Consider the following 16,008-nt stretch of genomic DNA (forward strand, 5'->3'; position numbering starts at 1 on the left):
TATCATATTTACCTAAATTTTTACCCAAATTTTCTATTTTCTTGGAGCAGTACTCTCCCTTATCACCAACTTTGTAGGAAGTTTAATATGTTGAATAGGAAGATCTGGATTTTTTAATCTTTCTATTAAAACTTCCGCTGCTTTAACTCCCATCTCATAGAATGGCTGAGAAACAGTGGTTAGTTCGGGTATAGTAAGATTGGCAAGAGTGTCATCAAACCCCACTATAGACATATCCTGAGGTATACGAATTCCTCTTTTGACAAGTATCTTCATAATCTGAATAGCCATAAAATCACTAAAAGCAAAAACGGCAGTAGGCGGAATAGGAAGAGAAAGTAACTCATTAATTGCTATTTCTTCATTAACCTGATCATAAAATATCTTCAGGAGATTTTCATCAAAAGGAATTTTAGCATCCTCCAACGCTTTTTTATAACCTTCAATTCTTTCCCTTACAATAATACTTTCTGGATTTATAGTAATATGAGCTATTCTTGTATGACCTAACTCAATTAAATACTTAACTGCCTCATAACTTCCCTGAATATTATCAGCATATACCACATCATGTTCGGAAAATCTTGGATGCTCCAATATAACCAAAGGCATATTTTTCTTACGAGCAAGCCTACTTACTTCTTCATTTGACAGTGCTCCAACGATCACACCATCAACCCTTCTTTCCAACATAAGATTCATATATCTTAGTTCTCTCAATGATTTTCCATCTGTATTACAAAGAAGAACGGTATATCCATTATGTCTTGCCACATCCTCTATTCCCCTTGCCATATTAGGAAAGACAGGATTAGCTATATCTAATACAAAAAATGCAATAGCTTCAGTTTTTTGCTTTGCTAAACTTCTTGCAATTGCATTTGGTTTATAATCCAGTATTTTCACAGCCTCAAGTACTCTTCTTCTAGTTTCTTCACTTATTTTTATTCCAGGAGTATTATTAAGAACAAAAGAAACAGTTGAACGAGAAACTCCAGCAAGTCTTGCTACATCCCAACTCGTAGGCGCTTTCTTTTTCTTTGTCATTTTTCCACCCCTTTTATTAACACGTTTTTCTTAGTATATTAGCACAAAATTTATATTCTTTGATATAATAATTCTCAAAACATTATGAAAAGAAAAAATATATTTCTTTTATTTCTCCTTATTATACTTATATTTCAAGTCTCTGCTCAACAAAAAGCAGATCCTAAAATATTATGGAGCGCCATCTTAGATGAAAATTTTAACTATGTAAAAAACTTAGAGACTGATGATTTTAATACAAACATAGCAAAAGCTTTAATTTTTTTATTAGAAGATAACTTTACAGAATCCTGGAATTACTGGAAAAAAGCACTTCAAATAAATTCTTCCTCTTATTGGCATGACATCATAGGACTTCTTGGAGAAGGTGCTTGGGAGAATTTAGGGATATTTAAAGAAATTCCCATTATCTTAAAAGATAAAAAAAACCTTTCTCCTTTCATGGAAAATTTATATTGGAAATCTTTGCTTTCTCAACAAAAGATAAAAGAAATCTATAATTATGCAAGAAGTAAAGGCTTTATTACTGATTTTCTTTTCATCGGCCCTTTTGAAAATGTAGGAAATTCTGGATTATATAAAGAATTTCCACCTGAAAAAGAGATTTTGCTAAATCAAAAGTATAAAGGAAAAAATGGCATAGAAATTAATTGGTTTAAGCCTATGGAAAAAAGTATAAATGGTTATATCAACCTTTATAATTTGTTCTATCCTAATAAATGGAGTACTGCTTATGCTCTTTGTTATATTTTTATGCCCAAAAGCCAAGAAGTATTAATTAAAATAGGTTCGCCAAATTCCTATAAATTATTTATAGATGACTCTTTTATCTATAGCATAGAAACAGAAAGACGAAACTTGTTTGACCAAGAGATTATAAAAATTTACTTACCTTTAGGTTGGCATAAATTATTAATTAAAATTTCTAATACTATGGGTCCTTTTGGATTTTATTTAGGGATCACCAATGAAAAGAATGAACCTATATCTGGAATAAAGATATCTGAGAATATTCAGAATTATATAAAAAGGAATTTGTCCTGGGTAAAAATAATCCCACAAAAAGACTTTATCAGAGAATCATCATTATCTGAGATATTTTATTCTTTTTACGGATTTCTTTTAGGTACCTATTATGGATATAGTGATGCTGGAGAAGAATTTTTAGAAAGAGCAGAAAAAATAAAACCTAAATCCTCATTAATAAAGTTTTTAAAAGGCAAGCTTGAATATGAACTTGGAAACTTAGAAACTGCTAAAAAATATATGGACATTGCCTATAAGGGTAACAGAGACATAAAACTCTCTGCATATTACTTATCTCTCTACAACTTAAATTATGGAAGATATGAGGATGCCATAAAGATAATTAAAGAAAATATACACGATAATTCATTCCTTTTAAGATCTCTACTCTCAAGAATCTTCATATCACTATCGTGGGAAAAAGAAGTAAATTCAAACGTTAATACATTATCATCTAAATATCCAAACTCTATAGAAACATTATTTTTAATTGGAAAATATTATGAGATAAAGGAAATTAAAGATAAGGCTATAGATTATTATCAAAAAGCATTATCTATAGACACTGAAAATTGGGAGATGTTTTTAACATTATATAACTTAGCCGATGAACTAAATCGAATTGATATCTTAGAAAATTTATTAGATATAGCCTTAGAAAAAGATCCAACAAGCACTTGGGCGTACTTAGAAAAGATAAGATTATACATGATTAGGGGAGACAAAGAGAAAGCATTTTCCATATTAGAAAGAGTTGAAAAAATCTCCTATCAATATCCTGAAACCTATCTATACAAAGGAAAACTTTATTTAGAAGATAATGACGAAAAAGCCATAGAACTTTTCGAAAGAACCCTTCAATTAAATCCATATTTTACAAATTTAAGAATCTATATAAACCATCTGAAAAGAGAAGAATATAATCTCCCTGATGTTTCTTCTTATTTAGAATCAAAAATTCCAGAAGAATATTTAGAATATCCAGCTGTAATCTTATTAGATCAAAAAGAAAGAACTTTTTTTAATGATGGAACTTCAAGGATGATTTATCATAAATTAATTAAAATTCTTAAAAACTCAGCAAAAGACAAATATGGCGAAATTCAAATAGACTACGATTCAAGCTTTGAGAGAGTAAGAATATTAAGGGCAAGAACAATAAAACCAAACGGTGATGAAATTGAAGTCTCAACAATACAGGATTTTCCAATACTTAGTGATTACCCTCTTTATACTGATGAAAGAAAAATTGTTCTCTCATATCCAGGAATTGAAAAAGGAGCTATCTTAGAGTGTCTATACATGGTAGAAGAATACACTGGTGGGATATATGGTAAAAACTTTCAAGATATCTTTTTCTTTCAAAACGAGATACCTTCATTATACAGTAGATTCATATTAAAGATTCCAAAGGATTTAGAGATAAAATATACCTTTTATAATGGTAACAAAGAACCTAACATAGAAGAAGATAAGAAATGGAAAACATACAAATGGGAAATGGAAAAACTTCCTGCTATAATAGAAGAACCACTTATGCCTAAAGTAATAGATCTAATACCTCAAGTATGGATAACCACATTCAAAGATTGGGAACAATTAGCAGATCTTTATTATTCCTTAGCTTACCCTCAAATTAGAGCTGATAAGGCAATTAAAGAAAAGGTTAAAGAATTAATATTAGGTTTGAAAAAAGAAGAAGACAAAATAAAAGCTATATACTATTATGTAACGTCAGAAATAAGATATGTTGGATTAGAATTTGGTATTGGAGGAATTATGCCTCATAGTGCTCCCAGCATATTTAGAGAAAAATATGGTGATTGTAAAGATAAGGCAATACTGCTCATTACTATGCTTCAAGAAGCAGGAATAGAAGCGTATTATACTCTCGTAAACACCAGATATTCCATATCTTTTAAGAAAGAAATACCTGCTTTTCAGTTTGATCATGCTATAGTAGCTGTACCTCTAAATAATAATTTTATTTTCCTTGATGGAACAGCTGAAAATACACCTTTTGGAGAAGTACCATACATGGATCAAGGAGCAGATGTTATGATTATAAAAGACGAAAAACCAGTATTTACAAAAATTCCCATGAGCAAACCTGAAGAAAACGCAAAAGATTTTAAGACAGAAATTATTTTTGAAAATGGCAAGGCTTTAATGAAAACTACATTATCTTTTAAAGGCTATTTTGCAACTTATTTTCGTTGGTTATTAGATAGTCTATCTTATGAGGAAAAGGAAAATCTTATATCCTACTTAATAAACAATACTTATCCCGGCTCTTATCTTACTTCTTGGAATATTGAAAATCTATATAATTTAGAAGCCCCTCTAAGGATAAATGTCCAATATTATAATAGCCAGCTTCTAAAAAATAATAAATATACATATATATATTCCCCATTCATTACAAAAATAGAGAAGGCTGAAGAAATATTTAAAGAAGAAAGAATATACCCCATCCAATACTACCTTCCATACGAGGAAAAAGAATTAATAACCATTAATTTGTCCTCTATTAATAAAATCCCTGAAAATATATTGGAAAATGTAAATATAGAGAATCCTTGGATAACCTACACGAGAAAATGTTACTGGGAAGGAAAGAATATTCTAATTGAAAGAAACTTCAAACTAAAAGAGATATTTATCCCCACTGAGAATTATAAAGAATACAAGAAAACAATCGAGGAAATTATAGACAGAGATAACGAAATACTAATATTAAGATAAAAATTTCATTTTACAAATCTAACCTCTATGTTTCTTACCTCTGGTATCTTTCTTAGATTTTCCTCTATTTCTTGTTTTATATGACTCTTGAAAGAATCATCATCAGACAATAATAGTTCTATTATTATATCTCCTTCCTCAGTAATTTTTAAATAATTGAGCAACTTTAGACTAATAATATCCATGGAAATACTCGGATAAACAATCTTAGAAAGAACCTCTATAATCTCTTTTTCATTTAAAACTGAAGAAGTATTTTTTTCTCCCAAATAATTTTTTATTGCCGACTTTAATCCATCGACAGCTAAAACAGAACAATGCATTTTTACCGGAGGCAATCCTCCAAGAGCCTCTGCCACATCTTTCCAGGTAATTTTTAAGGCTTCTTCTATAGTCTTTCCTTTTACCATCTCTGTCATCATAGAGCCTGTTGCAATATTGGAAGCACAACCGAAAGATTGAAACCTTATGTCTGTAATTATATTTGTATTTTTATCTACCTTAATATAAACAGCAATCTGATCACCACAAGCAGGACTTCCCTCTATAGCAAACCCATCAGGATTTTCTATAATCCCTACATTTCTTGGATTTCTAAAATGCTCTAAAACAATATCAGAATATTTTAAATTCAACTTAATTTATTTCCTCCTTTTCCTACTTTTTTAGTATATTTTCAAAATATATTTTATAACATAAAAATACTTTTGACAACAATTATCATATAATTTATACTATTTTAGTATATTTTAGGAGGTAAATTTACATGAAAAGAGAAGTATATTTAGATTATGCAGCTACCACTCCTATAAGACCTGAAGTCTTTCAGGCTATGAAACCATATCTAACAAAAGAATTTGGAAATCCATCCAGTATCCATCATTTCGGAAGACAAGCAAGAATTGCTATAGAGGAAGCGAGAGAAAAAATTGCTAAGGCTTTAGGAGCAAAAAATGAGGAGATTATATTTACCAGTGGGGGAACAGAATCCAATAATATGGCTCTAAAAGGAGTAGCATATGCCCTCTCTCATAAAGGAAAACATGTAATTACATCCTCGATAGAACATCATGCCATATTAGAACCATGTCATTTCTTAGAGAAACTTGGATTTGAGATAACCTATTTGCCAGTTGATAAAGAAGGATTTATTGATCCAGATTCATTAAAAAAGGCAATAAGAAAAGATACTATCCTAATTTCCATAATGCATGCCAATAACGAAATCGGCACAATTGAACCAATAGAGGAACTTACAAAAATTGCTAAAGAATATGAAATATATTTTCATACTGATGCAGTGCAAACAGTTGGCCATATACCTGTAAATGTAGATAAATTAGGAGTTGATCTATTATCCATCTCTGCCCATAAATTTTATGGCCCAAAAGGAATTGGAGCACTATATATAAGAAAAGGGACAAAAATACACCCTTTTATTCATGGTGGAGAGCAAGAACAAAGAAAAAGAGCAGGTACCGAAAATGTAGCAGGTATTGTAGGAATGGGTAAAGCTATTGAAATCTCAATTTTAGAGCTTGATAAAGAGAGAGAAAGATTAATCAATCTTAGAGACTATTTTATAAAAGAAATAGAAAAACGAATAGAGGATGTATATCTTAATGGACCAAGAGAGAAAAGACTACCTAATAATATAAATTTTAGTTTCGCCTATATAGAAGGTGAATCCATACTTCTTAATTTAGATTTAGAAGGGATAGCTGTATCTACAGGTTCAGCTTGCAGTTCTGCTTCCCTTGAACCATCCCATGTCCTTTCAGCTATAGGACTTCCGATAGAACTTGCTCATAGTGCAGTAAGGTTTACCTTAGGATACTATACTACAAAGGAAGATTTAGACTATACTTTAGAAGTATTAGAAAAAACTGTAAAAAGATTGAGGGATATATCACCATATAAACAAGGATGGAAAATAAAATAGTAATTTATTTTTATGATAAAATAATAAAGAATTTTCAAGCTTATAAGGAGAAACAATGGAAAATAGAATAAAAGCTCGATTAAGAAAACATGATTTTGTCATTAAAATGATAGAAGAATTTCTTATAGAAGATATTAAAAAACTTGCTGAAATAATTGTAGATGGATATAAAAAAGGCAACAAAGTTATATTATTTGGAAATGGTGGCAGTGCCGCTGATGCCCAACATATTACCGCAGAACTTGTAGGAAGATTTCTAAAAGAGAGACGTGGTATTCCAGCTATTTCATTAACCACAAATACTTCTAATCTTACATCTATATCTAATGATTATGGCTTTGAAGAGGTATATGCAAGACAAATAGAAGCTATAATGAATAAAGGAGATATTGTTATAGGAATAACAACATCTGGAGACTCACCTAATATTATAAAAGGATTAGAAAAGGCAAGAGAACTTGGAGGATATACAGTTGCTTTAACAGGAAAGAACGGAGGAAAAGTTATAAATTTTGCCCACTTTTCCATAATTGTACCTTTTCATATGACTCCTCATATTCAAGAAGCCCATATAACTATTGGTCATATTCTATGTGACCTGATAGAAGAAGCATTATTTCCATCAAAAAAGGTTGCTTGTTTCTTAGATAGAGATGGAACAATTAATATAGACAAGGGTTATGTCCATAAGATAGAAGATTTGGAACTTATTCCTGGAGTTATAGAAGCTTTAAAACTTTTACAAAAAAAGTTCCTTCTGATAATTGTTACCAATCAATCAGGAGTTGAAAGAGGCTACTATACGAAAGAAGATGTAGAAAGGTTTCATAGATATCTATATTACATCCTTTCTAAGGAAGGAGTATATATAGATGATTTTTATTATTGTCCCTATCTGGAAGGAGAATGTAGAAAACCAAATCCAGGTATGCTGTTAGAAGCAGCAAAAGATTGGAATATAGATCTCAAAAATTCTTATATGATTGGGGATAAAACAAGTGATATTGAAGCTGGTAAAAATGCAGGCTGTAAAGCCATAATTATAGGAAAAGAGGATGTAACTGCTGATTACTCTGCTAAAAACTTGATGGAGGCTGCAAAATGGATCTTAAATCAAGACTCATAGAAATTATTAAATCATGGAAAGGGAAAAAAATAGCAGTCATTGGGGATGTAATGTTAGATGAATACATAATAGGAAAAATTGAGAGAATTTCACCAGAAGCTCCCGTTCCCATATTAGAAGTTGAAGAAGAAAGACATGTATTAGGAGGAGCAGCAAATGTGGCAAACAATATTAAAGCTTTAAGTGGGGAACCTATTCTTTTTGGGGTTATTGGAGAAGATCACGGAGGAGAAAAAATTATAAATCTTCTTTCTAATAAAAATATAAAACATATATTAATTACAGATAAAGGAAGACCTACTACATTAAAAACAAGACTTATAGCTTTAAATCAACAAATAGTAAGAATGGACCGAGAGAAAAAATACCCAATAAATAATTATATACAGGAAAAACTCATATCAAAGTTTAAAAAACATATAAATGAAATAGATCTTATAATCCTATCCGATTATGCAAAGGGGGTCTTAACCCCAGAGACAACCCAAAAAATAATAAATATAGCCAAATCTAATAATAAAGAGGTAATTGTAGACCCTAAAGGAAAAGATTTTTCCAAATATGAAAATGCCACCCTTATCACTCCAAATGAGAAAGAAGCAAAAATCGCTACAAATATGGAGGAAGAATGGGATTTAATTAAAGGTGCCCAAAAACTCATGGAGATAATTAAAGGAAAAGGAATAGTTATAACAAGAGGAGAAAGAGGAATCTTTCTTTTAGAGAATGATAAATTTTTTGAAATTCCTGCCTTAAAATCTGAAGTAAGAGATGTAACAGGGGCTGGAGACACTGTTATATCCGCTCTATCATTAAGTTTATCCGCAGGTACAGATATCCTTTCTGCATGTATAATTGCTAATTTTGCCGCAGGCTGTGTAGTGAGAAAATTTGGTACAAGCACCTTATCAACTGATGAACTAATCGCAATAATACCTGAAAAAATTGAAATTAAGAATAACCATGTTATCTTCTGATAGAAAAATTAAAAAAATTGAAGAACTAAAAGATGTCATCGACATTCACAAAAATCAAGGGAAAATAATAGTCTTTACTAATGGTTGTTTTGAAATTTTACATCCTGGTCACATAAAACTTTTAGAAGAGGCCAAAAATTATGGTGACATTCTCGTAGTGGGTATAAATAGTGATGAGTCTGTTAAAAGAATAAAAGGAGAAAAGAAATTAATATTTGATGAAAAAAGTAGATTAAAAATCATCTCAGCATTAGAATGTGTTGATTATGTTACTCTTTTCAATGAAAATACACCAGAAAATTTAATAGAAATTATAAAGCCTCATATACATGTAAAAGGAGGAGACTATAAAGAAGAAGAATTACCTGAAGCAAAAATTGTTAAAGAATATGGAGGAAAAATAATAATTCTACCTATATTAGAAGATTTCTCTACTACCCAAATAATCCAAAAAATTCTAGCTCTCTATAAGAATCATTAATTTTTCCCATACTAAATCAACTGTAATATCCATACAAGATAAGTCATCACAAACTTTATTTCTCTTATCCCATAGACATGGCTCACAAGGAAGGTCTATTTTAGCTATTTGAAATTTAGGATCATCTGGAACAATCTCTTTAGGATTAGTAGGTCCAAATAGGGCGACTAAAGGTTTCTTCAATGCTACACCTAAGTGTAGAGGAGCCGAATCCAAACATATCATAGCCTTACTAAAATATATCCACCCTATAAATTCATCCAAACCATCAGGTAATATAAACAATCCATCTTTTATTAATTTTTTTAACTCTTCTATCGTTTCTTCTTCATCTGGACCATAAACAATTACATACGGAAGTTCTTTTTGATTTAATTTTTCAATCAATTCTTTCCATTTTTCAGGAGCCCACCTTCTATCTATACCTCTTCTAATACTCATCTTACTAATTCCAGGATGTATTAATATATAAGAGAAAGGTTCTAAAGAGTACTTTATGAGTTTATTTTTTACTCTATCTTTTATACTCTCTGGTATATCTATCTCAGGCAACGAGAATTCTAAATTCTCATCTAATACTTTTAAAAGCCTAAAATGAACCTTCCCCATATACTCATTTCTTGTAGAAGAAGCCTTATGGGTATATAAAAAGCTCAAAGGATTTTCCATATAACCTACCCTAATAGGAGCTCCTACAAAATACATAAAGATAGGGATAAAAGGAGATTTTCCTGTAGATATACTCAAATCATAAGATTCTCTTCTTAATTTTGCCATAAGATATAATGTTTTAGAAAAAGAAAGTTTTTCCTTTGGATTGAATTCCTCTACATCCATTCCAAGAATATCAAATATTTTTCTTCCTCTTCTCTCAGTTATAATCTTCAACCTTTGAGGATTACATCTCTGAATAACCCCTTTAACCACTGGAAGGAATAAAATTTGATCTCCTAAACCTCCTAAATTAAATAAAAGCACCTTTTTTATTTTTCCATCATATTCAAAAAGATTTAAGAGAATAGCTACAGAAAACCAAAACATTATTTGAGGGTAAGGCCTATACCATATAGTATCTACAATTCCATGAAAAAGAGGAGCAGTAATAGATGAAATAGCTGATATACCCAATATTTTATGTTTCAGATCCCATGTAGAGTATTTTATGAAAAATCTCCTATAAAGATAATAGATCATAAGAAGAAAAACAATAAGGGCTAATATACCACCTTCTATTCCAATTTCTAAAAATAAGTTATAAGAAGCAAGGGCAGTAAATTTAGGCTCCATATAGAAAGCATACACTCTTCTAAAAACGTCATTACCTAAACCTATACCAGTCCAAAAGAAATCCTTAAAAATCTTAAAAGAACGTTCCCAAATTACAATTCTGGTCGCATTAGAAGAGTGTCCCCAAAGGGTAAAAGCAGAGAGAATCCTTTTTTGAAAATAAGAGGACTGGGAGAAAATTCCTACACTAGCCAGTATTACAACAAACAAAAACATCAATAAAATTTTCCTTATATTTCTATTTGCTACCATATAAATTATCTTTAATATCATTATAAAATATAAAGCCATAGATACCAAAAAACCCAAGTATGCTCCTCTTGAATATGTCCAAATAATAGAAAGAAAAGTTAAAATAGCAGTAATTACAGAAATACTCTTTAAGCTAAATATATAAATTGTAGATAATATAAAAGGCATAACTCCTATTAAATAACCACCTAAGAGATTAGGGTTTAGGAGAGTACCATAAACTCTTGTCACTTTCTCTCCCACAAACTCCACATCTTCCCATCCAGCTAATGGTGGGACTTTAATTATCCACTGATAAAGACAATATAAAGAAAGGAAGAACGTAGAAAGAAGAATAGAAAAGAAAGCTCTCTTTATTTTCTCATCATCTTTAAAAACATCTTTAAAGACTAAGAATATGGCAAAATAAACTAAAAACTTTAAATACCCATTAATGGCTGGTATAAGATAAGGAGAAAAGAAAGTTGCAACAAGATTTATAAGAAGAAAAATCACATATATAATAACAAAGGAATTTAAACTTTCAAAAAATTTTTTATCCTTTGAAAGAAAAGTATCAAGAAACCATAAGAAGAAAGCAATAAATATTCCTATAGCAATTTTTCCAGATGATAAAAAAGGAATAAGAAAGAGAAAAAGATATAGATAATATTCAAGAACAAAAGAGATAAGGGGGAAAGAAAAAGATTCAGAGATAACTTTATCAGTTATATCCTTTATAAATAATTCTGCTTTGTTTAATATATAAAAAAGAAAACTTTTTCTCCAAATATCTAAAAGCCTCTCCATATTAATACCTTATTGCCGATACAACTCCCGAAATATCAGCCTTAAAACTCTCCACATTTATACTCATACCAACCTTTACTTTAACCCCAAGAATAACACTATCTTCTGTTACATAACCTTTAGTAGTAAAAGTAATAAGCATATCCACATTAAATGGATTATTCACATCATCTATAAAAGTATATGTGTCATTAAAATTAGGTACCAACATTTTTTTCTCATATATTTTTACATCTTTAACTGTTACCCATGCAAATGGTTGATTCTTTATTCTTATAAAGGCTTTCTCACCTGGTTTAATTACAGATTTATCATTAAGAGGTAAATTTCTAACAATCATGTCAATTTCTATATCCTTTTCCTCCCCCTTCACTCTTGCAAGAGGAGTCCTACCTTCTTTCACTAAAAAAAAGCCTAATATGGCTAAAAATATGACCAAAACCACAAAAAGATCAAAAATATTTATTCTCTTCATAATTTCTACCTCTCCATCTACATAAGTTTATAACTAAAAGATTATACATCACAAATAAAAAAAAGAAAAAGATCTTTAAAAAATTCTTAACACATGCTATAATTTCACTAACACGAGTTAAGTAGGGAGGTGAAAGACTTTAAAAGACAAACCTTCTATAATTTATGGATTTTAAAAAACATATTTTAAGGGGGTATTAAAAAATGAAGAAGCTTCTAATTTTAAGCTTGATTCTTTTATTAGTTTTCACCTTATCTAAAGGAGCAGTTCCTGGCAAAATAACTATCTGGACGTCAGAAGCACAAGTTAAAGGATTAAGAGAAGCTGTTAAACCTTTTGTACAAAAATATGGTATTCAGGTAGAAGTAAATGAGGTAAGTTTTGGAGATATTAAACCCAAATTCATAACTGCTGCACCTACAGGAGAGGGTCCAGACATCATTGTTGGGGCTCATGATTGGGTTGGAGAATTAGTAGTAAATGGCCTTCTTCTTCCAATAGATTTCTTACCACAAAAAGTACTCGATGAATTTACACCTGTCACTTTAAAAGCCATGTCCTATAGGGGAAAATTATATGGAATCCCCTACTCCATGGAAGCAGTAGCCTTAATTTATAATAAAGATTTAGTTCCAAATCCTCCAACTACCTATGAATCCTTAGTTAGGGTGTCTAAAAGTTTAACAAAAGGTGGAATTTATGGATTCCTATATGACTATAATAACTTCTATTTTAGTTTTCCTTTCTTCTCAGCTCTTGGAGGATATGTCTTTAAAGAAACTCCAAATGGATTAGATCCATTGGACATAGGACTTGCAAATGAAGGAGCAATTAAAGGAATCGAAAAATTAGTCAATCTCTTTAAAGAGGGCATCTTAAAACAAGGAGTAGATTACCAAACAACTACCAGTTTATTCTCAGAAGGTAAATTAGGAATGATGATAAATGGTCCATGGGAAATAGATAATATCAAAAAAGCAAAAATAAACTATGGGGTAGCCAAATTACCTAAGATTGATGGAAAACCAATGAGGCCTTTTGTAGGAGTTCAAGGCTTTATGTTAAATTCCAGATCACCCAATCTAGCTATATTAAAAACCTTTGCAATTGAAGTATTAGCCTCTAAAGAATTAGAATTAAAACTCTTTGAGACAGATCCCAGAATATTGGCAAGGAAAGACGCTTATAGAGTAGTATCATCAAATCCAGACATAAAAGCCTTTGGAGCAAGTGCTGCTGATGGAATTCCTATGCCTAATATACCAGAAATGGGGCCTGTATGGAGCTACATGGGTGACGCCCTCACTTTGATAACCTCAGGCAAAAAAGCTCCTGATGTTGCCTTAAAAGAGGCAGTTGCACAGATAAAAGATGCCATACAAAAAGCAAGAAAGTAATAATACACCAAAGGAGGGAGAAATATTTTCTCCCTCCTTCTTTACAGGAGGTAACTCGAAATGAATCTTTATAAGACAATCTTTCATATTTTATACTCTATAGTAATAGCTGTAATAGGGATATTTTTTAGTTATATTATAGGAAATGTAGCAGGACTTATATGGGGTTTAATCTTTTTCATGGTTACTTTCTTCTTTTCTTTATTTGTTTTACATCCTAAAACCTATCCATGGAGATATATAGTACCTGCCTTTCTTTTAATGTTCATATTTATGATTTATCCAATTATTTATACCATCCAAATAGCTTTTACAAATTATGGTACTGGACACATACTCACTAAATCTCAAGTGATTGAACAATTAGAAAAGGAAACTTATTTACCTGAAAATACTCAAAAATATGAATACGCTGTTTATGAAAGTGATAACAAGATTAAAATCTTATTGAAAGATTCCATGGGTAATATATATAAAATTGAAAACAAAAAATTGATATTGATTTCAAAAGATAACTTTCCTTCTGAATATGAAGAATATAAATTAATCTCCCAAGAGAAAAAATTCTCTAAAATTCCCTTACTACAAAATCTTAAATTTGAACTGGAAGATGACTCCTTTCTTCAACTTTCAGACCTTAATCATTTCTCGTTATATAAACAAAGATATGTTTATATTCCAGAGGAAGATGTAATAATAGATAAACTCACTAATGAAAAATTATTTCCAAAGGATGGATTCTTTACAAGACCAAATGGTGAAAAGATAATTCCTGGATTTGTTGAGTTTGTAGGTACAGAAAATTTTGTAAGATTAATAAAGGATGATAGAGTATCTAAGCCCTTCCTTAGAGTGTTTCTATGGACCATTTTTTGGGCAGCAGGAACAACTCTCTTAAACTTTACAGTAGGATTATTTTTAGCATTACTTATGAATGATAAAAATTTAAAATTTAAAGGTATTTATAGAACACTACTTATAGTCCCTTGGGCTATCCCTGCATTTATATCTCTACTTATATGGGTAGGATTACTTAATACAGAAGTAGGAGTAGTGAATAGAATCTTGTTTTCCCTTTTCGGAGTTAAGATACCATGGTTCTTAGAAACTACATGGGCAAGAGTAGCATTGTTTGTGGTAAATTTATGGCTTGGATATCCATATGCTATGACAGTTTGCTTAGGTGCTTTACAAAGTATCCCAGAGGAGCTCTATGAAGCAGCAAAAGTTGATGGAGCAAGCTATTTTCAACAATTAAGAAGTATAACATTACCTCTTCTCCTAACAGCTATTGGTCCTCTTTTAGTTGGAACTTTTGCTTTTAATTTTAACAATTTTAACGTAATATATTTACTTACATCAGGTAAACCTCCTATGTCTGATATCTCCACAGTAGCTGGTACCACTGACATCCTAATTTCTTATACATATAAACTTGCCTTTGAAGGTGGTAGAGGTCAAGACTATGGTTTAGCAGCCACTATATCAATTATCGTATTTATCATAATAGCTTTAATAAGTATATTTAACTTTTGGATTTCTGGTATGTTTAAACGTGAGGTGAGATACGAATGAGAAAAAACAAAATCATACTCCAAATTCCCAAGCATATAATCATTTGGATATTTTTAGTATTCACTTTCTTTCCAGTAGCTTGGACTATCTCTGCATCCATTAGGGCTGGAGGTAGCTTGGTAGGGCAAAAACTTATCCCCGATAATATTACTATAGAACATTATTCCAACCTAAAAGATATTGGCTTTTTTAATTGGATAAAAAATTCCCTTATAGTATCTATAACTACAGCTATACTTACAGTATTTTTTGTTTCCCTTGCTGCCTATGCTTTTTCAAAATTTGAGTTTTGGGGTAAAAAATATTCTCTTCTCACCTTATTAATACTTCAAATGTTTCCTGCTATTATGGGAATGGTTGCTGTCTACTTGCTACTTTATCATTTAGGGAAATATCTACCATTTTTAGGTCTTAATACTCTCTCTGGATTGATAATGATATATTTAGGTGGAGGAATACCATATAATATATGGCTTATGAAAGGATTTTTTGATAGTATTCCAGATTCTCTTGAAGAATCTGCATTAATAGATGGTGCCACAAGATTTCAAGCCTATTACAAGATAATTTTACCTCTTTCTACACCTATTTTGTCAGTTGTAGCTATAACCTCCTTTATTGGAACATATTCTGATTTCCTTTTAGCAAGTATTGTATTAAAGGATCCATCCAAATATACTTTTGCTGTTGGCTTAAGAAATTTTATATCAGGAATGTATGATGTAAGATGGGGGGATTTTGCTGCAGCATCGATAGTTGGAGCATTACCTATTGTCATTATGTTTTTAGCTCTTCAAAACTTGATTGTATCTGGTTTAACTCGTGGGGCTGTCAAGGAGTAAGGTAGGTTTACCTACCTTACTCTCCCAAGTAATGATATAATAAACAG

12 protein-coding genes are annotated in these 16,008 nt (G+C 30.7%); 8 read left to right on the forward strand and 4 right to left on the reverse strand.

From position 1 onward, the window contains the following. Window positions 1-33 precede the first annotated feature (33 nt). Window positions 34-1,047, reverse strand: a complete 1,014-nt coding sequence (locus ACY3IT_RS08355; protein ID WP_463082484.1) for a LacI family DNA-binding transcriptional regulator — start codon at window positions 1,045-1,047, stop codon at window positions 34-36. A gap of 84 nt (window positions 1,048-1,131) precedes the next feature. On the opposite strand from ACY3IT_RS08355, the gene ACY3IT_RS08360 reads away from it, so the two are divergent. Beyond that, on the forward strand, window positions 1,132-4,818 hold the full coding sequence (locus ACY3IT_RS08360; RefSeq protein ID WP_463082485.1) for a DUF3857 domain-containing protein: 3,687 nt from the start codon (window positions 1,132-1,134) through the stop codon (window positions 4,816-4,818). 5 nt (window positions 4,819-4,823) lie between these two features. Here the strand turns inward: ACY3IT_RS08360 and ACY3IT_RS08365 are convergent, their stop codons facing one another. Then, a complete protein-coding gene (locus ACY3IT_RS08365) occupies window positions 4,824-5,453 on the reverse strand; it encodes an iron-sulfur cluster assembly scaffold protein (RefSeq protein ID WP_463082486.1) in 630 nt (209 codons plus the stop codon). Window positions 5,454-5,584: 131 nt separating this feature from the next. On the opposite strand from ACY3IT_RS08365, the gene nifS reads away from it, so the two are divergent. From nifS to rfaE2, 4 genes are read left to right on the forward strand one after another with little or no spacing between them, the layout of a single operon-like run. Further along, a complete protein-coding gene (gene nifS, locus ACY3IT_RS08370) occupies window positions 5,585-6,760 on the forward strand; it encodes a cysteine desulfurase NifS (protein WP_463082487.1) in 1,176 nt (391 codons plus the stop codon). 55 nt (window positions 6,761-6,815) lie between these two features. Next, window positions 6,816-7,886: a D-glycero-beta-D-manno-heptose 1,7-bisphosphate 7-phosphatase gene (gene gmhB, locus ACY3IT_RS08375; protein ID WP_463082488.1), complete on the forward strand. Its 1,071-nt coding sequence runs from the start codon at window positions 6,816-6,818 to the stop codon at window positions 7,884-7,886. Then, window positions 7,862-8,863 (forward strand): D-glycero-beta-D-manno-heptose-7-phosphate kinase, encoded by a 1,002-nt coding sequence (rfaE1, locus tag ACY3IT_RS08380; RefSeq protein WP_463082489.1) that lies wholly within the window; start codon window positions 7,862-7,864, stop codon window positions 8,861-8,863. The genes gmhB and rfaE1 overlap by 25 nt, the downstream gene beginning before the upstream one ends. Continuing rightward, entirely contained in the window at window positions 8,850-9,344 is a 495-nt protein-coding gene (gene rfaE2, locus ACY3IT_RS08385) for a D-glycero-beta-D-manno-heptose 1-phosphate adenylyltransferase (RefSeq protein ID WP_463083644.1), read from the forward strand. The genes rfaE1 and rfaE2 overlap by 14 nt, the downstream gene beginning before the upstream one ends. Here the strand turns inward: rfaE2 and ACY3IT_RS08390 are convergent. Continuing rightward, window positions 9,321-11,672, reverse strand: a complete 2,352-nt coding sequence (locus ACY3IT_RS08390) for a glycosyltransferase family 9 protein (RefSeq protein WP_463082490.1) — start codon at window positions 11,670-11,672, stop codon at window positions 9,321-9,323. The genes rfaE2 and ACY3IT_RS08390 overlap by 24 nt on opposite strands. A 1-nt stretch (window position 11,673) precedes the next feature. Then, the gene (locus ACY3IT_RS08395; protein WP_463083645.1) at window positions 11,674-12,150 is read right to left on the reverse strand and encodes a DUF4330 domain-containing protein; all 477 of its coding nucleotides are present in this window, start codon (window positions 12,148-12,150) and stop codon (window positions 11,674-11,676) included. 200 nt (window positions 12,151-12,350) lie between these two features. Here ACY3IT_RS08395 and malE point away from each other — a divergent pair, with 200 nt between their 5' ends. From malE to ACY3IT_RS08410, 3 genes are read left to right on the forward strand one after another with little or no spacing between them, the layout of a single operon-like run. Next, complete coding sequence (gene malE / locus ACY3IT_RS08400; RefSeq protein WP_463082491.1) at window positions 12,351-13,544, forward strand: maltose/maltodextrin ABC transporter substrate-binding protein MalE; 1,194 nt, start codon at window positions 12,351-12,353, stop codon at window positions 13,542-13,544. A 60-nt stretch (window positions 13,545-13,604) separates the two neighbouring features. Further along, the gene (gene malF, locus ACY3IT_RS08405) at window positions 13,605-15,119 is read left to right on the forward strand and encodes a maltose ABC transporter permease MalF (protein ID WP_463082492.1); all 1,515 of its coding nucleotides are present in this window, start codon (window positions 13,605-13,607) and stop codon (window positions 15,117-15,119) included. Further along, window positions 15,116-15,961 (forward strand): sugar ABC transporter permease, encoded by an 846-nt coding sequence (locus ACY3IT_RS08410; protein ID WP_463082493.1) that lies wholly within the window; start codon window positions 15,116-15,118, stop codon window positions 15,959-15,961. The genes malF and ACY3IT_RS08410 overlap by 4 nt, the downstream gene beginning before the upstream one ends. Window positions 15,962-16,008: the final 47 nt, after the last annotated feature.

Source organism: Dictyoglomus sp. GBS, from assembly GCF_055179815.1.